The organism is Heliorestis convoluta, assembly GCF_009649955.1.
Taxonomy (GTDB): domain Bacteria; phylum Bacillota; class Desulfitobacteriia; order Heliobacteriales; family Heliobacteriaceae; genus Heliorestis; species Heliorestis convoluta.
Window position 1 is genome coordinate 827,412 of record NZ_CP045875.1, and the last position, 25,899, is coordinate 853,310.

A 25,899-nucleotide genomic window follows, 5' to 3' on the forward strand; every position below is an offset into this window, starting at 1 on the left:
TATTGGGAAGTGAAATTTTTAAGATGGAATTTTTTCAAGCGATCTCTTTTGAAAAAGCAAAAGAATCTATCATCCATAGCCTTAGGCACATCAGGGCCGATCAGGAAAAGGTCGATCTTCCCCAGGCTCTTCATCGAATTGCTGCCACCCACGTCATAGCGCAAGAAAATTTACCGCCTTTTAGCCGCTCTACCGTTGATGGCTTTGCTGTGCGCAGTGCTGACACTTTCGGCGCTAGTGAATCGGCGCCCTCTCTTTTTCTGGTGGCAGGAGAGGTCTCCATGGGTGCGGCTGCATCGATGACGTTGCAGCCAGGAGAAGCTGTTATTATACCGACAGGTGGTATGTTACCACCAGGTGCCGATGCTGTGGTTATGGTTGAACACTCTGAACAGCCTGATGATCAAACGGCTTTGATCACGAAAATGGTTGCACCCGGTGAAAATGTTGTGATGAAAGGCGAAGATCTTTCTATTGGTACAACAATTGTAGCAGAAGGACAAAAAATTACATCGCCTCACATCGGGGCACTCGCAGCAGCAGGTATGGCTTCTGTAAATGTACGAAAAAAAATATTTGTAACTATTTTATCAACAGGCGATGAATTGGTCGATATCACAGCGACAGCAGAAGTGGGTCAGATTCGAGATACCAACTCCTATGCACTTGCTGCCATGCTAGAAGCCTATGGCTGTGAAGTGCGGCGCTGGGGTATTGTGAAAGATCGCTATGAAGATTTTTCGAAAGCTCTTGCCGATGCTTTATCTTATAGTGATGTCGTCGTCATATCAGGTGGTAGTTCTGTAGGCACCCGTGATTACACGGTACAAGCCATTAAAGGCATGAACCAGGCGCAGTTGCTCTTTCATGGCCTTGCCATCAAGCCAGGAAAACCAACAATTTACGGTATCGTGGGGTCAGTACCTGTATTTGGATTGCCTGGTCACCCTGTAGCGGCCATGACCATATGCGAGCTTCTTGTAAAGTTGGCAATACGACAACTGCAAGGACATCAAGAAGCTTCTTCGCGGCATACCCTTGTGGCTTCTCTCACCCGCAACATTCCTTCTGCACCGGGCCGAGATGATTTTTTCCCTGCAAAGCTTTTTAAGCAAGAAGGGCAATATAGGGCCACACCCCTATTCGGAAAATCGGGATTGATTCACTTGTTAACGGAAGCAGATGGCCTAATTCATATTCCTTCTGAAAAAAGCGGCTTATATGAGGGTGATAAAGTTGATGTACTTGTAATGACATAAAAAATGAAATGAAGAAAGGTGTCTAAAATGCAAAAGCAAAAAGCTTACTTAGATTGTTTGCCTCGTCAAGAAGCACAAGAGCTTTGGATAACAAAGCTAACAGAAGTGGGCTATTTTAATAATCTTCCTCGTGAAAAAGTGGCTGTTACGGAAGCGTTAGGTAGAGTAACGGCATCCGTTATCTTTGCCAAGCAGTCAGTGCCCCATTATAACGGTGCGGCCATGGATGGTATAGCTTTGTATGCACCCGATAGTTTCGGCGCCCAGGAGACGGCACCGAAGCGGTTACAGTTGTTGCAACCTGACGAGACTTTTCAGCCAGGCGGCTGCTATGTTGTAGATACAGGTGATCTTCTTCCTACGGGTACCAATGCTGTCATCATGATTGAAGATGTACACTGGGTAGACGATCAAGCTGAAGTCATTACAGCAGCGACGCCATGGCAACATGTACGCATTATTGGAGAAGACATTGTTGCCAAAGAAGTGGTATTACCAGAACACCACTTGATTGCTCCTGTTGATATGGCAGCGCTGCTTGCTGCTGGTATCGAGGAAATTGAAGTGGTTAAGCGACCGAGAGTTGCCATTATTCCGACAGGCGATGAGATAGTAGCTTCTCGCCAAGATCTTAAGCCTGGAAAGATTCTCGATGTCAATGGGCCCATGTTGGCTGCCGCTGTTACACAATGGGGCGGTGATCCTGTAAGAAGAGAGATTGTAAAAGATCAACGCGCTGCCATTGAAGAAGCCATCCTTGCTTCTCTAAAGGATTGTGACATGGTTGTTGTAAATGCTGGTACCTCTGCAGGACGAGAAGATTACACGGCTCCGATCTTGTCCGAGCTTGGCCAGGTTCTTGTTCATGGTGTAGCCATTAAACCTGGAAAACCTGTAATTCTTGCTATTTGTCAGGATAAGCCTGTTATCGGTTTGCCAGGTTATCCTGTATCGGCCATGCTAACAGCGGATCTTTTCGTTCGTTCTGTTGTCCTGGCTCGGCAGAAACTACCGCAGCCAGAGCAATCTCAGGTAGAAGCCTTTTTATCTAGACAAGTGCCTTCAACCATCGGATTGGAAGAATACTTGCGATTGTCTATTGGTTCTGTAGAAGGTCGACTCGTTGCTGCCCCTTTAGGGCGTGGTGCAGGCTTGCTTTCATCCTTAACGAAAGCACAAGGATTGTTACGCATTGATCCTTCAAGTGCTGGAATAGCCGCCGGCGCTTCTGTACCAGTAACTTTTTTGCGCTCTTCAAAGCCTGAGAATACTATCTTAGCCGTTGGCAGCCATGATCCTGCTTTGGAGTTACTAGGTTTTTACATGCGACGCTTTAAGCCAGAACTATCCCTATCTTTTGCCAATGTAGGTAGTTTGGGGGGGATTATGGCTATTCGCAATCGAGAAGCCCACCTTGCTGGAATTCATTTGCTCGATGAAGCAACAGGGCGCTACAATGTGCCTTATGTACAAAAGTACTTGTCCCAACGAAAGGTTCACCTTGTTCACTTTGCCATGCGCCAGCAAGGTCTTCTTGTCCTCCCCGGAAATCCAAAGAAAATTTATAGCCTGGAAGATTTACTGCGTCAAGACAAGCTAACAGGTCAAAAGATCACCTATGTGAATCGCCAGCGAGGAACAGGAACAAGAATGCTGCTCGATTATCAGTTGAAAAAAGCCGGTATCGATAGCTCTCAAATTGTAGGCTATGAAAAAGAAGTAGGGACCCATATGGCTGTAGCCGCCTCTGTAGCCAGTGGTACGGCCGACACAGGCTTGGGACTAGAAGCAGCTGCGCAAGCTTTAGGCCTTGATTTTATTCCAGTTACAGATATTCATCAAGGTACAGGAGAGCAATATGATTTGCTTCTAAATTTTTCTGATCATGACAAAGTGATGGAATTGATCCTTCATATCTTAAAGTCACCTGATTTTCGACGAGATGTAGAAGCAATGGGCGGCTATGATCTGAGTAAAGCTGGTATGATCATCGAGCTGTGAGAAAGGCTCGAGAAGTAAAAGCAATAAGGAGATTTAGAAAAAATGAAGCAGTTATTTTATCATTTTAGTTTCTTTATTTTTTCACTTATCTTGTTATTTCCGACTGCCTCTGAATCTCATCTTGTGAAGTTTCATGATCTAAAAGGTCATAAAGCAGAGCGTGCAGTTGCAGTTTTAGCAGAGCATGGAATTATAAAAGGAACCGCAGAAGGAGAATTTCAGCCAGAGAGAGCTGTAACAAGGGAAGAGTTCGCTGTGATTCTAGGAAAAACTTTAGGATTACAACCTCTTTACTTGGAAGAAGAAGTTTTTTCTGATTTGCCTTCTCATTCTTTTGCCTTTGGCTATGTGATGGCACTGCGAGCAACTGGGATAATTCAAGGTAGGAGTGAAGATTTTTTTGGATCCTCTCACAGTTTAACGCGACAAGAAGGGGCTGTTTTAATCGACAGGAGCCTTTCTCTAGTATCAGATTTTCAGGAAGTATCAGAGCTTCTTTTCTGGGAGGATCGAGAAAAGATAGCTCCTTATGCAAAAGATGCGGTAGCTCGCCTTACAGCGCTAGATTGGTTTACTATGTATCAAGAGGAAAATCTTTTTCGTCCTGAGGAAGCGATTTCACGAGGTGAGGTAGCAATATTATGTCAAAAAGTTCATGATCAACGTCTCAAAATCGCAAAAAAACCTTTTCGAGTAGAGCCGCTTTACCTTCAGGCCAGGGCAGGCTTTCCACAGCAAATCCAACTTGTCGACTCAATGTCACCTTATCCAGCTTCCTATGGCATTGATCAAGCATACACAGCTTTATTACGAGATGATGGTGTTTTTCAACCAACGGCGGCAGCTGCACCTGCGTATATAACAGTAAACCAAGGTTTGCAATCTGTCCAAATTCCCGTTAGAGCTACCAGCCATGAACCTATCAATGAAAGTGAGGACGAGCTTTTATACCCTCTCGCCTCATTGAAGACAATAACACCTCTTGCTTCTACTGTTGAAATCACCGGTTTCACGGATGCTGCTTACATAGAACTAGAGAAAAAAAGCTATCCCGGACCAACACAGGGACTTCTTTCCTATAGCCCTACGTGGACAGGTTATTACCGCCAACAAAGTCGAGCAGTAACCGTTGACCTCGGTTCGTTAAAAAAAGTAAGCCGTTTTTCACTACAATTTTTAGGTAACAAAGATCAAGGAATTACTCTTCCACAAGAAATGATGATAGAGATTTCTCAAGATGGCTCCTATTGGAACTATATTGGGAAAGTACTCAGAGGTCCTGAAGAGACGGAGGAAAGAGGTCCCACTGTCAAAACCTTTAGCCTGACATCAGCCCCTGTAGAGGCACAATATATACGCATTTCTTTTCCTGTCGAAGTATGGACTTTTGCTCGATGGCTCCGCGTAGAAGGACCAGCTCATGAGATTGCCCCTCCCCAATCTGAGAAAAATTTGCTTACTTTAGTACCACAAGGCGCGCCCCCTGTGAGCACTTCATACGTCGAGGGACCAAACAGAGAAAGGCTTCGTAACCCCATCCGCGATCTTTTGCTTATCTACACAGGACCTCATCAGAACAGTGAGTGGCGTCGAGAAGACTTTTTACCGATGATCGCCTATCGTACGACAGATGGAGAATTTGTAGACTCTTTCTTTGACGGCATGCTTTTTCTTCCCTATGTTAATCTTCCTTCTAATCCAGACAGCTGGCGTAGCTACTTAGACAACCTTTTCACACCGGAAAGACAACTTCATGCATTAAATGATGCCGTTTCACAATGGAAAAAAATGGGCAAATCCACATTGCAGAATCCTTACCCAGTTGTTCTTACACTTCCCTATCCCAACAATCAACAAGGTTCTTGGAAAAGCTATGAGGAACGAAGAGAGGCCTTGTTCTGGTACAAAAAAGAACTAGAAAAAAGATGGCAAGAAGCAGACTTCGACCATCTTGAACTAGTTGGATTTTATTGGGAAGGTGAAGCTATATATAACAAGGACGATGCTACGTTAATTCGCGAAATCGCTTCTATCTTGCGCTTTGAGAATCGACTCTTTTACTGGATACCCTATTATGAAGCAGCTGGCTTAAAAGATTGGCTTGTTCTTGGTTTTGACCAAGTCTACTTACAACCGAACTATTATTTTGTAAGTAATACTACAACCGAACGACTAGAAAACGCTAGGAAAATTGCCAATCACCTTGGCATTGGCTTGGAACTGGAAGGCGACGAACGTTTTATGAATTATCCTGATTTTCAACAACGTTATCTAGACTATCTGAAATGGCCAAGAGAAGATCACATGTCTTACGCCTATTACTATGGTTCAAAAAACTTACTACGGGCTATGTATAGCGGTAATTCAGAGGTACATCGAATCTATCACCAGCCTATCGGTGGATAAAAGATAAATAAAAAAGCTAGCACGATATGCTCAACTGAACAGGGGCACAATTGCCCCCATTACCTTAGTAAAATTTTTCCAAACAAGAGGTTTAAGCAAAGCAACAACAAGGCAAGACTACTCCCGTAAGAAAAAAATCTTGCGAAGGAGGAAGCACCTTGTTGTCGCAACAAATTGCTCCTACCTTCCGGCTCCTAACCCTCTCCACCCTTTTACTTCTCTTCTGTCTAACCGTAGCTTACTATCTGCCGCATATAGAAGCTCGAACAGAAGACCCCTTGCCACTACTGCGTTTGCATGTAGTGGCTCCCTCGAATGAAGAGCACGATCAAAACCTTAAACTACAAGTTCGTGATGACATAATAACCTATATAGACCCATTGCTAGCAGAGAGTCACTCTATAGAAGAAGCTCGCGAAAAAGTACAAGCCCACCTTGATGAAATCACAGAGATAGCAAAAAAGCGCATTCAAGAAGAAGGATATAGCTATAGCGCAGCAGCAGAAGTAGGTCGTTTTCACTTCCCCAAAAAAGTATATGGACATCTCAGTGCACCAGCCGGCGAATACGAAGCTTTGCGCATTCTCATCGGTACAGGCCAGGGAGACAACTGGTGGTGCGTACTTTATCCACCTCTTTGCTTAAACGATAGAATAGGTACACAAAAAACAGAAAGCCAGGATAACATAGAACAAAAGTCGACTCTATCACAGGCAAGCCCTAAGGAAGAACAAACCATTGAAGTGCGCTCGAAATTTTGGGACTGGATCCGGTCACTCATAGAGAAAATAAAAAAAACATCCAAGCCATCATGACTTGGATGTTTTTGTACTATTATGTAGTCCCACGCAGGCCGTCACTGTAACGTTTTCTAACCTGATGCTCTCAGGTGGGTGCTTCGTCTATAGGGATTTGCCCTCCTGTTAAACAGGCCCGGCAGCACCTATATGAACAAAAGCTCCCGTTTATACAATATCGATTGAAAACATTAAAAAGCAACGAACCCCGCAGGGCGTCGGTAACCACCGACATATAGGATTATAAACGAAAAAAATTAAAAAGTCTACATGTTTATGATTGGCAATAAAAATGGAATAAATTTTAATAAATGGATTTCATTTTTATTTATTTTTATTTAACAAAATGGTATTATATATAAGACGTAAAACACCACGGGAGTGCATAGGTCCTGGTGGGCTTCCTGGGCTTCAAACCCACGTGGCGCGCGGCAACCCCGGGCGCGGTAGGTTCGATTCCTACACACTCCCGCCATTATTAAAATTCCGCTAGATCTGCAAAGTTGTTACTTTACCCATGAGTTTGCCGGTTTAGCAAGGTTATGCTTCCAATCGAAAAACGTGAGAAAGCTTCTCTCATTCTTTATGAGGGGGGCTTTTTTGATCATTGAGCAATAAAGATAGCGGCAAAAAGCTTTTGACTCCGGGAACTTAGTTATGGCAACGACTTAAGGCACATCAATGTTAACGTTCTCGCTAATTTCTTTTATTTCAATTTTCATAACTCGATTTGACTTCGTTTCTGTGACTGTAAATTTATTATTCTTATACTCAAATGAAGTTCCTTCAGTTAAGGGGCCTTGCATATGAGCCATAAACCATCCACCGATGGTGTAGACGTCTTCTGATTCCAAATATATGCCCAACTCCTGCGCTATATCTGCAAGAGAAACTCGTCCATCTACCAAATAATGCCCCGGTTGAAGTTTCGTAATAGGTGAATAATCTTGATCATATTCATCTTGTATTTCACCAACAATTTCCTCAAGAATATCTTCAATCGTAACAAGGCCTGCCGTGCCGGCATATTCATCTAAGACGATAGCAATCTGAGTTCGTTCTTTCTGCATTTTTTTCATGATATCTATAAGAGGCGTAAATTCATAGACCAATAGAGGCTTCCGAATCAACTCCAGTAGAGAAGGGCTTCTGCTTTTATCTACGCAAAGATCGAGTAAGTCTTTTGTGTGAATATAACCGACAACATGGTCTTTATCGCCCTCACATACTGGATAGCGCCCATACTTTTCTGATTGAACGATTTTCAGATTTTCTTCAAATGAAAGATTTGTGTACAGACAGACCATATCGGGTCGAGGAATCATGATTTCCGTAACTACTTTCTCCGTCATCAAAAAAACATTGTTGGTAAAGTCCAGTTCAGTCTGGTTAATCTCACCACTTTGATGGCTTTGCAACATAATCATACGGATTTCTTCTTCTGAGTGACTTTCACTATGCTCCGATATGTTGCGAAGTCCCAGGGCACGAACAAGAATTCTTGCCGAGCCATTTAAGACCCAGATAAAGGGATACAATGCTTTATAAAATAGGATCAAAGGACCCGATAACCATAATGTGACTTTCTCTGCTCGTTGAATGGCCAATGTTTTTGGAGCCAATTCTCCTACAACAACATGAAGAAATGAGATAATTGAAAAGCCAACAACAAAAGAAATAGCTGAAATCGTACCTTGCGTTAGTTGTAGCTGTGCTAGAAGAGGATAAAATAAAACAGCAACAGCAGGTTTGCCTAACCAACCAAGTCCTAATGCTGTTAAAGTGATACCAAGTTGACAAGCCGATAAGTATTCATCAAGATTGCTGGTGACTTTTTTTGCATTTAATGCTTTTTTGTTGCCCTCATTAATTAATTGTTGAATCCGAGAATCTCTGACTTTTACGACAGCAAACTCAGCCGCTACAAAAAAAGCTGTCGCGGCAATGAGTAAAAACACAAGAAAAAGTTTGAAGCCCACACCAAGCTCTGGCATTGTTCGTCAACCCCCGAGGTCGCAAGCATTATACAATACTCGGTATTATTTCTCAGGACCTATGGGAGTATGTACTTGAAGAGAATGACGAAGGGGCCAACAACAAAGCAGTATATGGAAAAGTAAAGGAGCTTACCTTTTTTCATAACATTAATAAACCATTTCAAGGCCAGGTAAGAAGCAATAAAAGAAGATAGAAAAGCAATAATATAGGGGAGCAGCATGGACGAGCTTTCAGAAAGAATATCGCCTAGTGTATCAATTTGAAGAATCACCGCACCGATACTCACAGGAATATACAAAAGGAAAGAAAAGCGCAAGGCTGATTCACGGGTGAAACCTTTGAACATAGCGGCAACAACGGTAGCACCTGAACGACTAATACCAGGAATCAAAGCAACCGATTGAGCCAATCCAATGATGATGGCATCGATGACGGAGATTTGATTGTCTTTCTTTTTCCCAACTAAGTTCTGAATCAACCACAGAAAAATACCGGTGACAATCAAAGCGATTCCAACAACAATAATATTTTCAAGATGGCCTTCTAAGATATCTTTTAACAGCAACCCAAGAACTCCCGCTGGAATGGTCGCAATAAGTAGCAGTTTTACATAATCAAAGTCACTTTTTAGGTCGGGTGATTTATTGTAAAGGTAGACAGTGGAATTTATCGCCAATCGAAAGATATCACTACGATAAATAAGTAGCACAGATAGCAAAGATGCTGCATTGACAAGCGTTGCAAAGGCAAGTTGTTTGTGAGGCTCCCCTACAGAAATACCTAACAGTTCTTGAGCGATCATTAAATGTCCGCTTGATGAAATGGGAAGGGGCTCTGTAATGCCTTGCAAAAGGCCAAGTAGAAAAAACAAAATCAGTTCATTAGATATGGGACTCACTCACAATCATAATGTTTTTCATAAAAACGTAGACTTTAGTCTACCTCACGAAGCATCTTCTCAATGGCATTGATACGTACTTTCATTTCGGAGAGATCTTTAACTATCTTTTCCTGATCTTCGCTCATCTTTCTTTGCACCGAGACAACTTCTTCGGCAAGTTTACGATAAGCCTCATCTCTAGCAAATTCAGCCATATTCGATGTTTTAGCTCGTGCAGTTTTAAGTGCTTGCGTTATGGCAACAGCAATAACAATGGTAATTAGCGAAAAAAGGATAAGCACAAAAACCATTCCAAAAATTTCTTCACTCATTTGTCATCCTCCTTTTTAGTATCGGGATCTAATACGGTAGGAACAGTTTTCTTAAGGGTCAGTGTTTTTACCGCCTCAGCAATGCTCTCTGGGCTTATCTGCAGTGAAAAAGATGTTAGCTCATAAAATCTCATAGCTTTCCCATTATCCGATAATTTCATGGTGCTACTTACCAATCCGGCTGACTCGAGTTTTTTCAAATGCATGTATAGTAAAGGTCTACTAATCATAACCTCACGGGCCAGTTGGCTTACATGGATAGATCTTCCATGTAGTAAAGCAATAATTTTCAAGCGATAGGGGTTTGCTATTGCATCTAGTACTTTCAGTAGTTCATTGCCAGAAGGTAACATTAGATTGATGTTTTTTTCATTAATTACCTATCACCCACCTCATCCTAGCTAAATGAAAAATGTAAAATGTCTATACAAACAAAGAAAAAGATTACACGTGTAACAATTTTATTACAGGTGCAATCCTTTTTTAAGTGCTTTCGCTGATTCACTCTGTCGTCAAACTTGCTGAATTGATAATCATGTGAACTGCTCACCATTACTTCGTTCCCGTTGGCATTGCTTTGCGTAACCTCCTTTATTTCCCAATGACTCAGTCACAACCAGCAAGATGTATCTGGGTCAGGCGTTATGACTTCCTGGAGAGAGGACTTCAGACCTCAGCCATCGGCAGCTTGCTGCCGCTAAAGGCTCCTACGCGCCTCGCCGACCAAGTTTTTGGAATTAAACCTCCTTCTTCCAAGAGTCGCATTATTGCTTTCACAATATGAACATGATAGACTATAGTTGTAAAATTCTCAGAAATGATCGCGCAAAACTATGACTACATTTTTACACAAGACTATGAGTAAGGTTACAAAACTGCTTACGGGATTTCTTTGCCTCATTTCATGAGAAAGTGCAGACATACTCTTAGGCTCCGAATTTGAAGGGAGGCACCTATCCTTGCTCGTTCGGGATTGGATGAACAAAAGGCCGATTACCATACAATCAGATAGTACTTTGGCTGACGCAATGGCCCTCATGCACAACCATAATATTCGTCGATTGCCTGTCATGGAAAAAGACGATCTTGTCGGTATCGTAACGAAAAGCGACATCTTGAGAGCGACCCCACCAGGGACCATGACGACCTATGAAATGCATCTACTCAGTTCAAGCACCTTTTTATATCAGATTATGTCTAATGAAGTCATTACCGTACAATCTGACGCACTCCTTGAAGAAGCAGCGCTTTTGCTACGGAAACATAAAATTGGTGGTATGCCAGTACTAAAAAATAATCGCATTGTCGGCATGATCTCTGGTACAGACATTCTTGATACTTTTCTCCACGTCATGGGTATTTCCCGCAAAGGCTTGCGTCTTAACGTTGTTATTAACAACCACCCTGGTGAGCTAGCCAAACTCACAGAAATCGTAAAACAATACGGCAATATTTCTAGTATCGTTAATTTTGCCGGAACGAATGGTAAAGCTTCTCTCGTCTTAAGGCTAGAAGAATCTAGCAAAGACAAAGAAGTGCTTGAAGAAGCACTGCGCCAAGGAGGCTTTCAAATTCAGTCGTTGATTGAAGCATAATAAAGCACAAGTAAAGCAAAAAGCCAGTCTGCCTACTCGATAAAGGTGAACTGGCTTTTTCTATGTCTTTTTTTCACAATGAACAGACACCTAAATTTTCTTTTCCCATAATCTATGGGTGACTAGATTTCCCATACTTAACAAGGATGGTGAAACAATGGAAAAGAAATTCTGGTGGCCTCCTCTTGCAGCCTGGCCTATCGGCCCCCGTTGTGAAAAACCTCGCTCTCACGGCATTACCATGGTATTTGACAAGGGCATGGGTATGAATAATTTTCAAGATTTATTAGAAATAGCAGGAGAATATATTGATTTTATCAAGCTCGGCTTTGGATCGGCTGCTTTATATCGAAGTGAAATGCTAGCGCAGAAAGTAATTATGGCCCGTCGCTATGGAGTAGAGCTTTACACAGGCGGTACCTTAACAGAATTGGCTTACTGGCAAGGACTATTTGATGAATTCTTATACACGTTGCGCTCTCACGGCATTCAATGGGTTGAGATCTCCGACGGTACCATCCATCTCTCTTCACGAGAACGTAGAACCTTAATTCATAAAGCCGTTGAACAAGATTTTAAAGTACTCACAGAAGTGGGGAAAAAAGATCCCAAAAAACACTTGGCCTTGCCGGCTTTAATTCAACAAGTTCTCGAAGATACCAGCGACGGTGCTTCATACGTTATCGTAGAAGGACGAGAATCAGGCAAAGACGTAAACCTCTACGATGAATCAGGCACTGTAAAAGAAGAAGACATGAAGATGCTCATAGAATCATTGCCATCACTTGATCAATTGATCTGGGAAGCACCCCTAAAAGATCAACAACAATATCTGATAGAAACTTTTGGACCGAATGTTAATCTAGGAAATATTCCTTCCAACGAAGTGATTGCCCTGGAATCGCTGCGTCGTGGCCTGCGCTCTGATACATTGCGACAAGCATTAACAGGACGAAGCTGGCAAGAAGAAATTCATCCGAATACACAAATAATATAAAACCTGTCTAATAAAAGGAAAGAGCACTGCTTTTTCTCTACCAATCAAACCTGGAGGGGACCCTTTTGTATATTCGTATCTACGCCACCCACCAGGATGTAAAAAAAAAGGATCTAAAAAATAAAAAAGTCGTCGTAATAGATACACTACGAGCCACATCAACAATTGTGACAGCGCTGGCACATGGTTGTCGCCAGATCTTTCCTGTGTCGACAACCAACGAGGCCAAAATATTATCATCCAGTTGGTCCAAAGAAGAAGTGGTTCTGGGAGGGGAGTATAGAGGCTACCGTTTTGCTCACTTTAATTATGGCAACTCACCGTTAGAATACGAAGAAGAAGCCATAAAAGGAAAAAATCTTTTTCTAGTTACAACCAACGGTACCGTAGCATTACAAAAAACATCAGAAGCCTCAGAAGTCCTCGTAGCTTCCTTGTTAAACGGTCGCGCCATTGCTGACTATATCAGCCATATAGATCCGGCACAAGTCATCCTGCTTTGTTCTGGCACACAAGGTCACTTTTGTTTAGAAGACACGATTACAGCTGGGAAAATTATTTATCACTTATCAGAAAAGGAAGGTGAAATCGAAGGCGACGAAATGGCCATTGCAGCGCTTCAACTATACCAGTTGAACAAAGATCAATTGTTGGAACTTATGAAGCTAACTGATCATGGTCAACGCTTGATTGAACAAGGCTATGAACAAGATCTTAACTTCTGCCTGCGAGAAGATATTTACCCGATCATACCGCAACTGAGTCTGTCTAGAATTCGTCTTCTTAACAGAGGGGAAAACATTGGCATGGAAAAAAAGCTCTAGCATAAGCATAGTAGCAGACAACCCTCCTGAGAGGAGGAGGTACCCTTGAATGGGGGAACTCTGCTACTTCTTATCGTTATTCTCATTGGTATCTTAGCAAGATCGCCACTGACTGTCATGGCCACGGTGGCCATCCTCGTACTGCATCTCATGGGCTGGCATGGTTGGTTACACTGGGCAGAGCGACACGGTGTCAACGTAGGACTATTCATGTTAACACTGGCCATGTTAGCCCCTTTTGCTACAGGAAAAGTAGGCTTTAAAGATGTGGTCCAGACTTTTGTGTCAGTACCTGGTCTGATAGCTATAGCGGGTGGTGTTATTGCCACCAACCTGAACAAGCACGGCATTGCCCTATTGCACGGCGAGCCTCAAATTATTGTAGGGATGATTGTAGGATCTTTGCTAGGCATCGTATTCTTCGGTGGCATACCTGTAGGACCCTTGATGGCAGGCGGTCTCACAGCCCTTGCTTTATCCATCTACCGCTATTTTTTAAGCTGAGCCTGTCGCCTGACTCTTAGGAGGTTGCAGGTAGCGCCAAGCAAGAAAAAGAGTAATTGCCCCGACGACAGCCCAGGGCGCATAGAGCATCACCGGACCACCACGCTCCAGCAAGCTAAAAACAGGCGGACCTAGGGCAACACCAATAAAGCGTACACCACCATAAAAAGCTGTCATAGCACCGCGCTCTTCTTCCGGTGCTGACGAAGTAACAATCGTATTCAACCCTGGGAGCAACAGTCCCACACCGAGTCCGAGCACAGCAAGCAAAGCCAAAACAGCAGGAATGGTCTGAAATAGAGCAGAAAGAACAAGTGATATGGAAAAAAGAGCTAAGCCGATCAATATGGCCGTCTTTAAAAAGTTGGGTTTTTTCTGTAACAAAAAGCCAGTACCGAGAGCTGTCGAAGCAGATGCTAGAACAGGAAGGGCTAGAACGAGGCCTTTTTGCACACCTTGTAAACCATAGGTGGCTTCTAGAGCATCAGAAAGATAGGCCAATACACCGAAAAGCGTAAAAAGAGCGAGCATGCCGCCAAAAAAAGCGACCAATAAAGTAGATGCTTTCTTCTTGAAAAGACTGAATACACCAGAGAAATAAGCGGACAGGCTTTTACCCTGTGCTGCTTTTTCTTTTTTTGACTCTTTGACCAAGAAAGCAACAGCAAGAGCCACTGGAATGGCTAAAGCAGCATAAACGTAAAATATGGACCACCAGATAAATAGTACAAGCAAAGAACCTAGGATAGGGCTAATCACCTTGCCCATGCCATTGGTTGCTTCTAAAACACCAAGAGCTTTATTACGAGCTTTACTTTGATAAAGATCACCAACAAGTGCCATAGCCAGCGGAGCCGTACCAGCAGCCCCTAAGCCCTGTATAATTCTACCGGCCAACATAACAGTATAAGAATTTCCAAAAAGCACTGGTGACAAACCGGAAATAAGTCCGCCCAAGCCGTAAATGAGCAAGGCAGGCACAATAATTTTTTTTCGTTCCATACGGTCAGACAAAAAACCAACGAAAGGAATCGCTAAACCAGCAGGGATGGAGAAAAAAGTAATCAACAGACCGACCTGTAATGGCGTGATCCCCATGGCTTCGCGAATCTGAGGAAAAGCAGGAATTAACATAGAATTGCCAAGCACCATAATGAGAGGAACACCTGCTAAGGCAAGAAGAACCCAGTTAGAAGGGGATGTAGCAACCGTACTTTCACCGGAAGCACTACCTTTGCTGCCATCATCACTGCCTGCGGTAGAGCTAAAAGGGCCTGCAGGAAAAGGTTCTTTGAGAGATCCTGCCCATTCACTGGCAAATTCCGTTCCGGCATATTCCGAGCCTGTCGTTTCTGCTGGAGCCGGTGTTTTAACAGTTCCAGCCCACTCTTTTTTCCCGGCCTCGGCACTATCTTCTAAGGCCTTTTTTGACTGGTCCATGGGGAAGGCCTCCTGTCATTCTATCTTTTGTAGTTTCATTTTTTACCTGCTCATTCTTCCCCAAAGGCGCGAGTCCTATGTTCTCTTGCTTGTCTTGATCCATTAAAAAAAGCTCCTGCAGAGCCGGGGTGCCTCTACAGGAGCTTGCATATCTTAATTAAATTATTAGTCTTCCATTGTGGAAAGATCGCCTGTAGGTAGGCCCAGTTCCCAAGCTTTGAGAACGCGGCGCATAATCTTACCAGAGCGAGTCTTAGGAAGCTTATCACGAACTTCAATTTCTCTAGGTGCTGCGTGAGCTGCCAGACCTTTTTTCACGAAGTCAACAATTTCAGCTTGTAACTCTTCAGACCAAGTATAACCTTCGCGAAGAGAGATGAAAGCTTTAATGATTTCACCGCGAACAGGATCAGGCTTACCAATAACGCCGGCTTCACCGACGGCAGGATGCTCTACCAGCTTAGACTCTACTTCAAAGGGACCGACGCGCTCACCAGAAGTGTTAATAACGTCATCGATACGACCTTGGAACCAGAAGTAACCTTCCTCATCCATGTAAGCAGAGTCACCAGATACATACCAGCCTTCAATTTTGAAGTACTCGTTGTACTTAGCTTCGTTCTTCCAGATTTTACGCATCATGGAAGGCCAGCCTTTGCGAACGGCCAAGTTACCCATCTGTAATGGAGGCAATACATTGCCTTTATCATCAATGATAGCAGCTTCGATGCCAGGGAAAGGCTTACCCATGGAGCCAGGCTTGACAGGCATACAAGGGTAGTTAGAAATAATTTGACCACCTGTCTCAGTCATCCACCAGTTATCGTGAATGCGGCGATCAAATACTTTCATACCCCAACGTACCACTTCAGGGTTCAAAGGCTCACCGACGGACAGAACGTGACGAACACTGGAAATATCATGCTCTTTTACCAGATCGTCACCAGCAGCCATTAACATACGAAATGCTGTGGGTGCACTGTACCAAACAGTGACTTTGTTCTCTTCAAGGGTCTTGTACCAATCAGCAGGCTTAAAACGTCCACCGCGAACAACGGAAGAAACGCCATTGAGGTAAGGGGCCCATACACCGTAGGAAATACCGGTAACCCAGCCAGGATCGGCAGTACACCAGTAAATATCGTCTTCTTTCAGATCCAGAATCCATTTGCCTGTCTGATAATGCTGAATCATGCCGTTATGTACGTGAAGCACGCCTTTTGGTTTACCTGTTGATCCAGAAGTATAGAGCAGCAACATGGGATCTTCACGATCGACCCACTCGATGTCAAATTCAGTTGAAGCTTGTTCCATTTCAGCGTGCCAATCGATTTCGCCTTCACCGAGACCTTCTTCAGGTACGCCAACCATGAAGATGTGCTTTAAGTGAGGCAATTGATCTTTGGGGATACGGTTGCGCAGTGCTGGTGTTGTAATAATAGCGACTGCTTCTGCATCACCAAGACGGTCCCGAACGGCCACTTCCATAAATGCCTCAAAAAGTGGTCCAGCAATACAGCCTGTCTTAATAATACCCAAGAAAGAAGCGTACAACTCAGGACTACGAGGCATGAAGATAAAGACGCGTTCGCCTTTATTAATGCCATACTTCTTGAGTACATTGGCAAATTGGTTGGACCTTTCCATCATCTGGCGATACGTAACTGCTTCGTTGCGAGCAGGGTCTGAGTAGTACAGTGCCACCTTATCGCCTAAACCTTTTTCCAGCACGTTGCGATCAACGGCCTCATAAGCGATATTGACTTTACCCGTCCTGTACCAGGAAAACTCTTTCTCTACGTCTTCCCAATTAAAATTCGCCCGGGCTTCTTCGTAGTTTTTCAGGTTGTTATCACCCGGAAAAACAGGGATCAGTTCTCCTTGCATTCAGCGCCCTCCTCATTCAACTCTAAGCTTTTTTAGAAATATTCAGAGAAATCAAAATTGAGGCCATTTCAGATTAGCAAAAAGAATAGCATAAGTATATGGTTTTTCGATAAACTGTTAATTTTCAACCTTGAAATGTCTATATAGCACTCTGAATGGTAATAAGGAACAGAGAAAACCAAAAAATAGAAAAAAGACAAAGGGGTTAGTGTGTGGATAAAACTGTGGATAACCCCCGAAAAGAGCGGTATAATTGTGGATAAATGGCGGTTAAGGTGTGGATGACGGTAGAATAATTTTTCTAGAATTACTTACGTCTGAGGGATCTTAAGTTGTGGAAGCTGCTGCAAGAAAGATTTACGCCGCTCATGGCGTTGCTCTGCTTCAGTTACAAAAGATTTATACTGCTCCATGGCGCTGACAATGTTGTGAATGGCCAACTCTAAGGGACAATGAGAGACAAAAACCCACGTAGGCATCAAGTTCACATCAGAAGGCGTAATAAAGTCACGTTCCATAATCTCCCCATTTTTTGTTAATGTGTAAAAGACCTTGCGGCGATCATCGTAATAGAGGACAATTTCTGGATAGAAATGGCCTGTGTTGGCAATGGGGAACTTAATGCCGCCTTGATATACCATACCGAGCACTGGGAGAATATTTTCAATCAGACGTTGGAGCATAGACGTTTCTTGCGTTTCAAGATGGACTTTTTCTTTTTCAATGACCGCTAGCTTTTTGCTTAACCGGCCAATTTCGTCTATTAACTGAGTCTCTGTCTTTTCCAAGAAATTCTTAAGATTTTCAGACATAGCAAACCCTCCTTTTATCTCTGTGATAACTCTCTGTTTAATTCTTGATTCTCCCCCAAAAAACCTGCCGAAGGATTAGAAAAAGGTGGAAAATAGATGGAACATAAAAAGCTGAAAGCAGTCCGCAGTAGAATAAAAAAAAGCAAAACCAAGAAAGAAACTACCGAAGATCATTGCTGTGAAGAATACCGAGTTCATCCTGAAGTTGTAACAGAACGAGTGAGCGATATGCTTGATGCAAAAAGCTATCAAGAATTGGCACAACTGTTCAAAGCCCTTGGAGATCCAACACGTGTGCGTATCTTGCACGTTCTTTCTCGTGGAGAACTCTGTGTATGTGACCTTGCCAGCCTTTTAGAAATGAGCCAATCAGCCATATCTCACCAACTTCGTCAGTTGCGGCACTTAGGGCTACTTCGGTATCGTAAAGAAGGCAAAATGGTTTACTATCAACTCGATGATCAACATATGGTTAAGATATTCGAAGAAGGGCTGGAACATATAAGAGAAGGTTAAAGTAGAAAAAAAAGAAAAGATCGAAAGGCTCCGTACAAGACAGCAAGGTCTAGGTGTGGAGCCTTTTGTGTATCCATGTAAAAGGGGAAAAAAGCAGTAAAGGAGCGCCCCATCATGGTTTTTTTATTACGAAAAAAAGTGATCTTGGCCATTGTAACCATCGGTCTTCTGGGAAGCTTGACACTACTTTACTTTACCCCCTTTTCTCTTTTCATAATAGATGCAAAGACAGAGCAAGAAGAATTAACTCTTCTAAGCAATAAAAAGGAAGAAAACGAACCAATTCGATTTGATGAAAAAAATTTTCTTGATCTAATCTTAGAAGTCAACAAAGAACCAGAAAAATATCTGGGCAGGCCTGTTGAGATCAGTGGCTACTTAATTAAAGAAAAGGTACAAGGAGAAAACAAGTTTTACGTAGCTCGTTACGTCATCAATGCTTGCCTTGCTGATACAGTTCTCATGGGTCTAGGACTAGAAAATATTATAGAAAAAGAAACAGAAGAAGGAAGAATCGGAGCCGGTGTCTGGGTACACATAGAAGGCACCTTTGCTCGCGCCAAAGCACCTCAACAGTCCGGTGAACTTATTATCATCGTAAAAAAGGCTACCGTAGAAGATGAACCTACGAACCCTAACATCTATGTAGAGGCGGTTATGCCGGAAGGGGCAGTTTAAAAAAGTGAAAAGACGTAAAATTTAAGAGTGAAGAAAGAGTGAAAAAGAGGAACTCCCCGCCTCAAAAGCGAAAACAACGTAAAGCCTTCCTTAAGATGGAAAGTAATCAAGGAAAGAAAAAGGGGGCCACACCTTTTGAAGAAAAATAAAAGCAACCGATTCGGTCCTAAAAAACGCAAGCAGCGCAGTACGCCCCTAGACGTAATCACCACGAAAGGACAAAAAGCAAAAAACTCCCCCCAGGAATGGCCTACGTCAGAAGAAGGGCATCGATATGTCAAAGCCATTGCGCGAGATCTCAATCTCTTTCGCCGCACCTACCGGCTAAAAAAAGTGCAGAAGCCACCTCATTCTAACCCGCAAAATCCCCTTTTTAAAGGACTACAACTCGATGATTTTCAAGTTCAAGCCGTTCAATACTTAGACCAGGGACAGGATTGTCTGGTAGCGGCGCACACAGGCAATGGAAAAACGTTAATCGCCGACTACCTTGTTGACAAGGCCATGCAAGAAGGCCGACAAGTTTTTTATACAGCGCCCATCAAAGCCTTATCGAATCAAAAATATCGTGATTACTGCAGTGCCTACGGAGAAGAAAGTGTAGGACTGCTCACAGGCGACCACCAGATCAATCGCCTAGCTTCGATTATCGTCATGACAACAGAAATATTTCGCAACATGCTCATCGAAAAAGATGTGCCACCAGCCCTTTCGCACGTTGTCTTTGATGAAATACACTATCTCAATGACCCGGAACGTGGTGCCGTCTGGGAAGAGTGTCTGATTCTTTTACCACCGCAAGTACGCCTACTTGGCCTTTCTGCGACTGTTCCCAACATCGATGAAATCGCCCAGTGGCTCAGCCATGTTCATAACCGACCCGTGCCTGTCGTTAAATATCTTCATCGCCATGTACCTTTAGAACATTTCTATTATCAAAAGGACATTGGCCTAGGCACATCGAGCCAGATGATCAGCTTTTGGAATGAGATGCAAGAACCACCGAAAGATTTAGCGGAACAGAAGCTTCGGGAGAAAAAAATGGGGCGCCATGGCCTCATTGGCATGACCAGTCACCGCTACCTTATTGCCTGCCTTGCCTCCATGGAGTTAATTCCGGCTATCTACTTCTTATTCAGTCGAGCGGGCTGTGAACAAGCTGCCAACGATTGGCGAGGTTATACCTTTCTTTCCCTACAAGACCAAGAAAAAGCTGAGACAACGTTGACCCAGATCGAAGAAAAGTTGGGCTCAGCCTTAATCAACAGCACCACTTGGACAACGATGCGCGATCTATTGGTACGAGGCATTGCTTTTCACCATGCAGGCTTACCGCCTATTGTTAAGCAAGCTGTAGAAGAAGCTTTTGGCCGTGCCATCGTTCGTGTACTTTATGCTACAGAAACTTTTGCCGTTGGCATTAACTATCCAGTGAAAACAGTATGTATCGACAGCACCACCAAATTCGACGGTAAAAGCTTCCGCGTCATGACAGGCACAGAATATCACCAAATGGCGGGTCGAGCCGGCCGAAGAGGCATGGACGATCGAGCTTGGTAATCGTACGAGCAGATTATCAATATTTCTCAGAAGAACGATTCCCTCACTGGCCAGAAAAAACAGCCGAAGCCATTCGCTCTCATTTCACCCTATCTTTTAACTCTGTCGTCAACTTGGCAGCCCATCACACCGATGAGCAAGTCGATAAAATTCTCTCTCACAATTTCAAAGCCTATCAACAACAAAGAGAATCAGAGCAAGCCCGGTTACAGATGGAGTCCCTAACGACCCAGGATGTATTACCGCGTTGTAGTGTCTTTGGCGAAGATGCTTGCCCTGCCAATCGACAGGCCTTAGAAAAAGAATTGCGCAAAATTCTAATCAAGCTAAAGACATGGGAGCAACAAGAGTTTAAAAGCGAACGGTTACGGCGTCGTATTGAACTAGCCCAAGAAAGGAAAGAAGAAATACAGCAACGGACTCAAGTCTTGCCCAAGCTTCGTTGCAACCGCCAGGATCGCCTTATTTGTCAGCAAAGAAACAGTGAAACAAAAGGGCATAATCTTTCTTTTCGCAAAGCTGAAGAAAAGCTTAACCGAGCCCAGAATCGCATTCAAGAGATTGGCAAGTCCTATGAAGAAATGGTCCAATTTCTTATAGAGCATCAATACCTCGGTGAAGATGGCAAAACAATGATGCCACGAGGCACCGCCTTGGCCAAACTCCACGTAGAAGAACTGCTCGTCACAGAATGGCTCTATGAAGGACTTTTACACCGCGTCAATGAAGTGGAACTGGCGGCTTTAATCGGAGGCGTCGTTATGGAAGATGGTCGCTTTGAGCAACATATTATTCATGGTGCCAAAAGCGTCAGTGAATCGTTGCGAGAAGGTGCTGATATTTTTAAGCGTGTCAGAGATATGGTGCCAGCCAAATTGCCACAGCCCCACTTTCGCCTGGAAGGTTGCTGGCTTATGAAGTTGCTCGTGGAAGCGCCAGAATGGCATACCTTCTTATCCATGGCCAATATGGCCGAAGGCGATGCCATTGCCTTTGCTCGCAGAACCATGGATGTACTGCGACAGCTTACCCGAGCCGTCGCCGATGATGATAGCCTCCGGAAAAAAGTAGGGCGAGCCCAAGATCTAGTCGCACGCCCTGAAGTTGTCGCTGGTTTATAAGTTTCAAGAAATATTATTAAAGAACATTGCCCGATGAAAGGAGACCCTGCTCATGGCGCTTTATGATCACCTACGAGCATACTATGAACTTGTTTTCCCAACACGAAAAGAAGTAATAGACTTTCTCGAACACCAATTTGCCCAGGATGGTCTACTTCAGATCATAGATGCTGCTTGCGGCACCGGCGGACAAGCCCTTGCTTTAGCAGAGAGAGGATACAATCTTCTAGCCCTTGACTTGCACGAAGCAATGGTAGAAGCCGGTCGCAATAAAGCCAGAGCGATGGAAATCCCTTCGGCAGGTGAAGTTCTTTCTAGCGGTACTGTACGTTTTGAAGTGATGGATATGACTCGTCTCAGACTTTTCCCCACAGAACCTTGGCAAGGCCTCTACTGTATCGGTAACTCACTGCCTCATCTGATCGAAGAAGGACAAGTTGAAAAGACCCTGCAGAACTGGCGCGAAAATCTCACCTCACAGCATAAGACCTTGATTATTCAAATTGTTAATTTTTCCAAAATCTTCAACGAAGGTGGAGAGTTCCCCCTTTTAACAGGGCAAAAAGATGATGTAAAAGTCACCTTTGAACGACGTTATGAAGAAAAAGAATCAAATCTCATTTCATTTATCACCCATCTCAAGATAGAAAAGGGAGAAGAGGAAAAGACCTATCGTGATGAAACAACCTTACGACCTTTGACAAAAGGATTTTTACAAGAGCACTTACAGCGCCTTGGTTATAATGACCTTCAATGGTACGGCGATGTAACAGGAAAACCTTTTCATCCAGAAGAAAGCCCAGCCATTGTCGTTGTGGCTCGTATCAAAAGATAAAAGATTTTTGAGGTCATCGCTTGCAAAAAGAAGAAAGACAGCAATTACAAGAGCCTATAGCCTTGTCTGAAAGGGAGGGAAAGTGGTAATATTACTAATGAAGTAATAAAAAGCCGTCGAGAATGGAGGCCATAGACGTGGAAATTACCCGTAAAGCAGAATACGCCATCACAGCCTTACTCGACTTGGCTTTGTTACCGGAAGGAGAATTTACCCTTTCCAAAGAAATAGCCAGACGGCAAGGCATTCCCAGCAACTTTCTTCCCCAGATCATGGCCACCTTAAGTCGCAAAGGCTGGGTAGAAGCCACAAGAGGCGCTGGCGGTGGTGTCCGACTTTCCGTAGACCCGGCGACCATTTCACTGCAAGCTGTCATAGAAGTCATCGAGGGGCCCATTGCCATTAACAAGTGCCTCGTTGGAGCTGGCATATGCCAGAACCAGAGCGCCTGCCCACTGCACAACGTCTGGTCTCGAGCCCAAGCAGCCATGTTACAAGTCTTAGGTGAAACAACAGTAGCCGATCTCGTCACGTCCAAAAAAGTCTTGTTAGAAATCATAGAAAAAGAAAAACAGTAGTTTCGAAGAAAATAAAAATCCGACCGGAGGCGCAGGCACTCCGGTTTTTTGTGTTTTTTATAACTTTTTTCTAGAATCGTGATAAATATCACTGAACTAGTAAGGTATATTTGGTTTAATATAACCAAGTTAGTTACATTAAAAAAACGACTTCACAAAAGCACCAAAAATTTTTCGCAAAAAAGTTTTTTATCCTGAATTAAAAAATGGAGGGGTACATCAATGCATTGCTATCAATGTTCACAAACACCCAAAGGCGGTTGCACCAGCAAAATCGGCGTCTGTGGAAAAAATGAAGATGTAGCAGCCTTACAAGATACAATTATTTTTGGCCTCAAAGGCGTTGCCGCCTATGCAACCCATGCTCGTGAGCTCGGCTACACAGACTCAGAAGTAGATGCTATTACCCAAGAAGCACTCTACCTAACCTTAACAAACTCCAACTTTAATGTGCAAGAGCATATCGCCATGGCCCTTCGCGTCGGCCACGGAACCGTGAAAGTCATGGATCTGCTTGATAGAGCCCACACAGAAAAACTGGGCGTACCACAACCGGCTGTTGTCAGCTCTGACAAAATCGAAGGAAAATGTATTGTTGTTACGGGCCATAACCTTTTTGCTTTAGAAGAACTGCTCAAGCAAACAGAAGGCAAAGGCATCAACATTTACACCCACTCGGAAATGCTTCCAGCCCACGGCTATCCAGCTTTGAAAAAATACAGCCACCTAAAAGGAAACATCGGCAAAGCTTGGTATGACCAGCGTCAACTATTCGAAAACTTCCCGGGTGCTATCTTAGCAACAACCAACTGTGTAATGCCTATTAAAGGCAGCTACGCCGACCGTTTCTTCACCTACGGCGTCACAGGCTTAGAAGGTGCAGCCAAGATCGAAAACAACAACTTTGCACCACTAATTGAAAAAGCCCTTTCCTTACCGGCTGCCTCTGTTGATTCCAGCAAAACAATGCTCACAGGTTTCCACCATGAAACAGTCTTAGGCTTAGCAGACAAAGTCATTGCTGCTGTCAAAGCAGGCAAAATCAAGCGCTTCTTCGTCATCGCTGGTTGTGACAAGCCTGGTAAAGGCGGCGAATACTACCGTGAACTCGCTCTTTCCGTACCAAAAGACTGTGTCATCCTCACCACCTCCTGTGGTAAATTCCGCTTCAACGACCACGACTTCGGCGACATTGACGGCATTCCTCGTTACATTGACCTCGGACAATGTAACAACTCCGGCTCTGCTGTAAAAATCGCCGTAGCGCTAGCAGAAGCCTTCGGATGCTCCGTCAACGACCTACCTGTCAGCATCGTCCTATCTTGGTTCGAACAAAAAGCCGTCGCCATCTTACTAGGCCTCTTCAGCCTCGGCGTCAAAAATATCTACGTCGGCCCCAACCCACCAGAATTCATTACCCCAGGCGTACTCAAAGTTCTACAAGACAACTTTAACTTGCAACTAACAGGCAATGCCCAAGAAGACCTGAAAGCCATGCTCGGCAACGGTTCTGCCGTAAAAGTAGGTCCTACTTCTTGGAACGACAAGCTCAAGAACCTCCTTTCCCGTTTCTAAAAAAACCATAAACAAAGCAGAAGCGCAGAAGGGTTTAAATCTTGGAGATATGGAAACATATCAACAAAAGCCCTTCTGCGCTTTTCTTCATGAAACCAGAGCCTAGCAACAAAACAACGAAAGGAGGTCTAAACTCCAATGACAGAACAAAAACCTCCCCCAGGCTTTGAAGATATGCTGGCCCCCAGAGGCGCTAACAAACAACGGGACCTGAAAACTTTCGCCATCGTGCCCCATCACCCCGGCGGTTTTATGACACCGGATCAACTGGCCAAAGTCGCCGAAGTAGCCAAAAAGTACGCCAAAGTCGTCAACGTCACATCGGGCCAACAAATCATGCTCATCGGCTTAGAAAGAAATGACGTAGAAAAAGCTTGGCAAGATCTCGGTAGAGAACCAGAAGGATTGCTCGGACCACGCTGTCGTGGTGTACGCTTTTGTCCAGGCATCGCCTATTGCAAACGAGCTACCTCCGATGCCATCGGCATCGGTACACAACTCGATAAAAAATTCCGAGGCATGGACGTACCGAACAAAGTAAAAATGAGCGTAGCCGGCTGCTACCTCTCCTGCACTGCCCCAGCCATTCGCGACATAGGCATCATCGGCGTAGATGCCGACAGCTATCGCATCGTCATCGGCGGTAGCGGCGGTCACGCCCCCCGCCTTGCCGACCTTCTCATCGAAGGCGTCAATCGCCAACAAGTCTTAGAAATCTGCGAAAGAACACTGAACTACTTCAAAGAAAAAGCCCAACCCGGTGAACGCCTCTCAGAATTTGTCCCTCGCATGGGACTAAAACAAGTTCGCCAGGAAATTTTAGGACCTATGAAAGACTTACCAAGATGGCCTACAGAAGAAGAAGAAAAAAATAGAGTACTCCGAGGCCCCAACCCACCCATGACAGTACAAAGCGGCGGCCAAGCAAGCTGCCCCATGCCGCCTATGTAAAGCCAGTATCCCTTTTAGAAGGAATCGACAACGCCGCTCTCCCTTCACTGTAAGGCATCGACACTACCTAATGATAAGGAGACCAAATAATGATAGAAAAAGAAATGACCATTGCCCATATTGTCCAAAACTACCCTGCCACCATTCCCGTATTTCGCTCTTTTGGCATGCACTGCCTAGGCTGCCCCTCGGCCACAGGAGAATCGCTAGCCCAAGCAGCACAAGTCCACGGTTTTGACGTCGATAGACTGCTAGGTGCCCTGAACGACGCGCTGAAAAGCGATTAAGAAAGTAGTTTTCCAGCCCCCGATATGATACAATGAGGCTCCGCCAGACTTTTTTTTGGCGGAGTT

General features: G+C 44.1%; 24 protein-coding genes, 1 tRNA gene and 1 other RNA gene. 18 read left to right on the forward strand and 8 right to left on the reverse strand.

Translation table 11 applies throughout. The features are described from left to right. Positions 1–23 precede the first annotated feature (23 nt). The 4 genes from FTV88_RS03865 (at position 24) to spoIIR (ending at position 6,481) form a co-directional block, all read left to right on the forward strand. The gene (locus tag FTV88_RS03865; RefSeq protein WP_153724480.1) at positions 24–1,259 is read left to right on the forward strand and encodes a molybdopterin molybdotransferase MoeA; all 1,236 of its coding nucleotides are present in this window, start codon (positions 24–26) and stop codon (positions 1,257–1,259) included. 27 nt (positions 1,260–1,286) lie between these two features. Then, positions 1,287–3,260: a molybdopterin biosynthesis protein gene (locus tag FTV88_RS03870; RefSeq protein ID WP_153724481.1), complete on the forward strand. Its 1,974-nt coding sequence runs from the start codon at positions 1,287–1,289 to the stop codon at positions 3,258–3,260. 42 nt (positions 3,261–3,302) lie between these two features. Beyond that, positions 3,303–5,666, forward strand: coding sequence for a DUF4855 domain-containing protein (locus FTV88_RS03875; protein ID WP_153724482.1), 2,364 nt, complete (start codon positions 3,303–3,305; stop codon positions 5,664–5,666). Positions 5,667–5,824: 158 nt separating this feature from the next. Continuing rightward, positions 5,825–6,481 carry a stage II sporulation protein R gene (gene spoIIR / locus FTV88_RS03880; RefSeq protein ID WP_153724483.1) on the forward strand — a complete coding sequence of 219 codons (657 nt, stop codon included), beginning with the start codon at positions 5,825–5,827 and terminating at the stop codon, positions 6,479–6,481. 22 nt (positions 6,482–6,503) lie between these two features. Here spoIIR and ssrS read toward each other — a convergent pair. Continuing rightward, a non-coding RNA gene (ssrS, locus tag FTV88_RS03885) (6S RNA) lies at positions 6,504–6,683 on the reverse strand. A 157-nt stretch (positions 6,684–6,840) separates the two neighbouring features. Here ssrS and FTV88_RS03890 point away from each other — a divergent pair. Next, positions 6,841–6,938, forward strand: a tRNA-Sec gene (locus FTV88_RS03890). 193 nt (positions 6,939–7,131) lie between these two features. On the opposite strand, the gene FTV88_RS03895 is transcribed toward FTV88_RS03890, so the two are convergent. The 4 genes from FTV88_RS03895 to FTV88_RS03910 are packed head-to-tail and all read right to left on the reverse strand — an operon-like array spanning position 7,132 to position 10,026. After that, positions 7,132–8,457 carry a hemolysin family protein gene (locus tag FTV88_RS03895; protein ID WP_153724484.1) on the reverse strand — a complete coding sequence of 442 codons (1,326 nt, stop codon included), beginning with the start codon at positions 8,455–8,457 and terminating at the stop codon, positions 7,132–7,134. A gap of 59 nt (positions 8,458–8,516) precedes the next feature. Continuing rightward, positions 8,517–9,359: an undecaprenyl-diphosphate phosphatase gene (locus FTV88_RS03900; protein WP_243137289.1), complete on the reverse strand. Its 843-nt coding sequence runs from the start codon at positions 9,357–9,359 to the stop codon at positions 8,517–8,519. Between the two features lie 35 nt (positions 9,360–9,394). After that, complete coding sequence (locus tag FTV88_RS03905; RefSeq protein ID WP_153724485.1) at positions 9,395–9,673, reverse strand: hypothetical protein; 279 nt, start codon at positions 9,671–9,673, stop codon at positions 9,395–9,397. Then, a complete protein-coding gene (locus tag FTV88_RS03910; RefSeq protein WP_153724486.1) occupies positions 9,670–10,026 on the reverse strand; it encodes an ArsR/SmtB family transcription factor in 357 nt (118 codons plus the stop codon). Before FTV88_RS03910 ends, FTV88_RS03905 begins: the two co-directional genes overlap by 4 nt. Before the next feature lie 606 nt (positions 10,027–10,632). Between FTV88_RS03910 and FTV88_RS03915 the strand changes: the two genes are divergently transcribed. The 4 genes from FTV88_RS03915 (at position 10,633) to FTV88_RS03930 (ending at position 13,593) form a co-directional block, all read left to right on the forward strand. Beyond that, positions 10,633–11,268 (forward strand): CBS and ACT domain-containing protein, encoded by a 636-nt coding sequence (locus FTV88_RS03915; RefSeq protein ID WP_153724487.1) that lies wholly within the window; start codon positions 10,633–10,635, stop codon positions 11,266–11,268. Positions 11,269–11,425: 157 nt separating this feature from the next. Continuing rightward, the gene (gene comA / locus FTV88_RS03920; RefSeq protein ID WP_153724488.1) at positions 11,426–12,265 is read left to right on the forward strand and encodes a phosphosulfolactate synthase; all 840 of its coding nucleotides are present in this window, start codon (positions 11,426–11,428) and stop codon (positions 12,263–12,265) included. A gap of 65 nt (positions 12,266–12,330) precedes the next feature. Beyond that, positions 12,331–13,089 carry a 2-phosphosulfolactate phosphatase gene (locus FTV88_RS03925; RefSeq protein ID WP_162007887.1) on the forward strand — a complete coding sequence of 253 codons (759 nt, stop codon included), beginning with the start codon at positions 12,331–12,333 and terminating at the stop codon, positions 13,087–13,089. 45 nt (positions 13,090–13,134) lie between these two features. Beyond that, on the forward strand, positions 13,135–13,593 hold the full coding sequence (locus FTV88_RS03930; RefSeq protein WP_153724490.1) for a DUF441 domain-containing protein: 459 nt from the start codon (positions 13,135–13,137) through the stop codon (positions 13,591–13,593). Here FTV88_RS03930 and FTV88_RS03935 read toward each other — a convergent pair. From FTV88_RS03935 to FTV88_RS03945, 3 genes are all read right to left on the reverse strand, one after another. Further along, positions 13,585–15,033 carry an MFS transporter gene (locus FTV88_RS03935; RefSeq protein WP_243137291.1) on the reverse strand — a complete coding sequence of 483 codons (1,449 nt, stop codon included), beginning with the start codon at positions 15,031–15,033 and terminating at the stop codon, positions 13,585–13,587. The genes FTV88_RS03930 and FTV88_RS03935 overlap by 9 nt on opposite strands. 165 nt (positions 15,034–15,198) lie before the next feature. Further along, positions 15,199–16,920 carry an acetate--CoA ligase gene (gene acsA / locus FTV88_RS03940; RefSeq protein WP_153724491.1) on the reverse strand — a complete coding sequence of 574 codons (1,722 nt, stop codon included), beginning with the start codon at positions 16,918–16,920 and terminating at the stop codon, positions 15,199–15,201. A gap of 311 nt (positions 16,921–17,231) precedes the next feature. Further along, positions 17,232–17,732, reverse strand: a complete 501-nt coding sequence (locus FTV88_RS03945; protein ID WP_153724492.1) for a hypothetical protein — start codon at positions 17,730–17,732, stop codon at positions 17,232–17,234. 96 nt (positions 17,733–17,828) lie between these two features. Between FTV88_RS03945 and FTV88_RS03950 the strand changes: the two genes are divergently transcribed. The 9 genes from FTV88_RS03950 (at position 17,829) to FTV88_RS03990 (ending at position 25,833) form a co-directional block, all read left to right on the forward strand. After that, the gene (locus FTV88_RS03950; protein ID WP_207707911.1) at positions 17,829–18,248 is read left to right on the forward strand and encodes an ArsR/SmtB family transcription factor; all 420 of its coding nucleotides are present in this window, start codon (positions 17,829–17,831) and stop codon (positions 18,246–18,248) included. Positions 18,249–18,362: 114 nt separating this feature from the next. Next, positions 18,363–18,926, forward strand: coding sequence for a TIGR03943 family putative permease subunit (locus FTV88_RS03955; RefSeq protein WP_153724493.1), 564 nt, complete (start codon positions 18,363–18,365; stop codon positions 18,924–18,926). Between the two features lie 135 nt (positions 18,927–19,061). Next, positions 19,062–20,486 (forward strand): DEAD/DEAH box helicase, encoded by a 1,425-nt coding sequence (locus tag FTV88_RS03960; RefSeq protein WP_153724494.1) that lies wholly within the window; start codon positions 19,062–19,064, stop codon positions 20,484–20,486. Then, positions 20,480–21,607, forward strand: a complete 1,128-nt coding sequence (locus tag FTV88_RS03965) for a hypothetical protein (RefSeq protein WP_153724495.1) — start codon at positions 20,480–20,482, stop codon at positions 21,605–21,607. Before FTV88_RS03960 ends, FTV88_RS03965 begins: the two co-directional genes overlap by 7 nt. Before the next feature lie 52 nt (positions 21,608–21,659). After that, positions 21,660–22,442, forward strand: a complete 783-nt coding sequence (locus FTV88_RS03970; protein WP_153724496.1) for a class I SAM-dependent methyltransferase — start codon at positions 21,660–21,662, stop codon at positions 22,440–22,442. Between the two features lie 137 nt (positions 22,443–22,579). Next, entirely contained in the window at positions 22,580–23,020 is a 441-nt protein-coding gene (locus FTV88_RS03975) for an RrF2 family transcriptional regulator (RefSeq protein WP_162007888.1), read from the forward strand. 222 nt (positions 23,021–23,242) lie between these two features. Further along, positions 23,243–24,595, forward strand: coding sequence for a hydroxylamine reductase (hcp, locus tag FTV88_RS03980; protein ID WP_153724498.1), 1,353 nt, complete (start codon positions 23,243–23,245; stop codon positions 24,593–24,595). Between the two features lie 138 nt (positions 24,596–24,733). Continuing rightward, positions 24,734–25,546, forward strand: a complete 813-nt coding sequence (locus tag FTV88_RS03985; protein WP_153724499.1) for a ferredoxin-like domain-containing protein — start codon at positions 24,734–24,736, stop codon at positions 25,544–25,546. Between the two features lie 89 nt (positions 25,547–25,635). Beyond that, complete coding sequence (locus tag FTV88_RS03990) at positions 25,636–25,833, forward strand: DUF1858 domain-containing protein (RefSeq protein WP_438266907.1); 198 nt, start codon at positions 25,636–25,638, stop codon at positions 25,831–25,833. Positions 25,834–25,899: the final 66 nt, after the last annotated feature.

Excerpts from the sequence above, each read along its gene's own strand:
- FTV88_RS03865 (WP_153724480.1), top strand. The coding sequence starts at position 24 with ATGGAATTTTTTCAAGCGATCTCTTTTGAAAAAGCAAAAGAATCTATC.
- FTV88_RS03870 (WP_153724481.1), top strand. The coding sequence starts at position 1,287 with ATGCAAAAGCAAAAAGCTTACTTAGATTGTTTGCCTCGTCAAGAAGCA.
- FTV88_RS03875 (WP_153724482.1), top strand. The coding sequence starts at position 3,303 with ATGAAGCAGTTATTTTATCATTTTAGTTTCTTTATTTTTTCACTTATC.
- FTV88_RS03895 (WP_153724484.1), bottom strand. The coding sequence starts at position 8,457 with ATGCCAGAGCTTGGTGTGGGCTTCAAACTTTTTCTTGTGTTTTTACTC.
- FTV88_RS03905 (WP_153724485.1), bottom strand. The coding sequence starts at position 9,673 with ATGAGTGAAGAAATTTTTGGAATGGTTTTTGTGCTTATCCTTTTTTCG.
- FTV88_RS03910 (WP_153724486.1), bottom strand. The coding sequence starts at position 10,026 with ATGTTACCTTCTGGCAATGAACTACTGAAAGTACTAGATGCAATAGCA.
- comA (WP_153724488.1), top strand. The coding sequence starts at position 11,426 with ATGGAAAAGAAATTCTGGTGGCCTCCTCTTGCAGCCTGGCCTATCGGC.
- FTV88_RS03935 (WP_243137291.1), bottom strand. The coding sequence starts at position 15,033 with ATGGACCAGTCAAAAAAGGCCTTAGAAGATAGTGCCGAGGCCGGGAAA.
- acsA (WP_153724491.1), bottom strand. The coding sequence starts at position 16,920 with ATGCAAGGAGAACTGATCCCTGTTTTTCCGGGTGATAACAACCTGAAA.
- FTV88_RS03945 (WP_153724492.1), bottom strand. The coding sequence starts at position 17,732 with ATGTCTGAAAATCTTAAGAATTTCTTGGAAAAGACAGAGACTCAGTTA.
- FTV88_RS03950 (WP_207707911.1), top strand. The coding sequence starts at position 17,829 with ATGGAACATAAAAAGCTGAAAGCAGTCCGCAGTAGAATAAAAAAAAGC.
- FTV88_RS03955 (WP_153724493.1), top strand. The coding sequence starts at position 18,363 with ATGGTTTTTTTATTACGAAAAAAAGTGATCTTGGCCATTGTAACCATC.
- FTV88_RS03970 (WP_153724496.1), top strand. The coding sequence starts at position 21,660 with ATGGCGCTTTATGATCACCTACGAGCATACTATGAACTTGTTTTCCCA.
- hcp (WP_153724498.1), top strand. The coding sequence starts at position 23,243 with ATGCATTGCTATCAATGTTCACAAACACCCAAAGGCGGTTGCACCAGC.
- FTV88_RS03985 (WP_153724499.1), top strand. The coding sequence starts at position 24,734 with ATGACAGAACAAAAACCTCCCCCAGGCTTTGAAGATATGCTGGCCCCC.
- FTV88_RS03990 (WP_438266907.1), top strand. The coding sequence starts at position 25,636 with ATGATAGAAAAAGAAATGACCATTGCCCATATTGTCCAAAACTACCCT.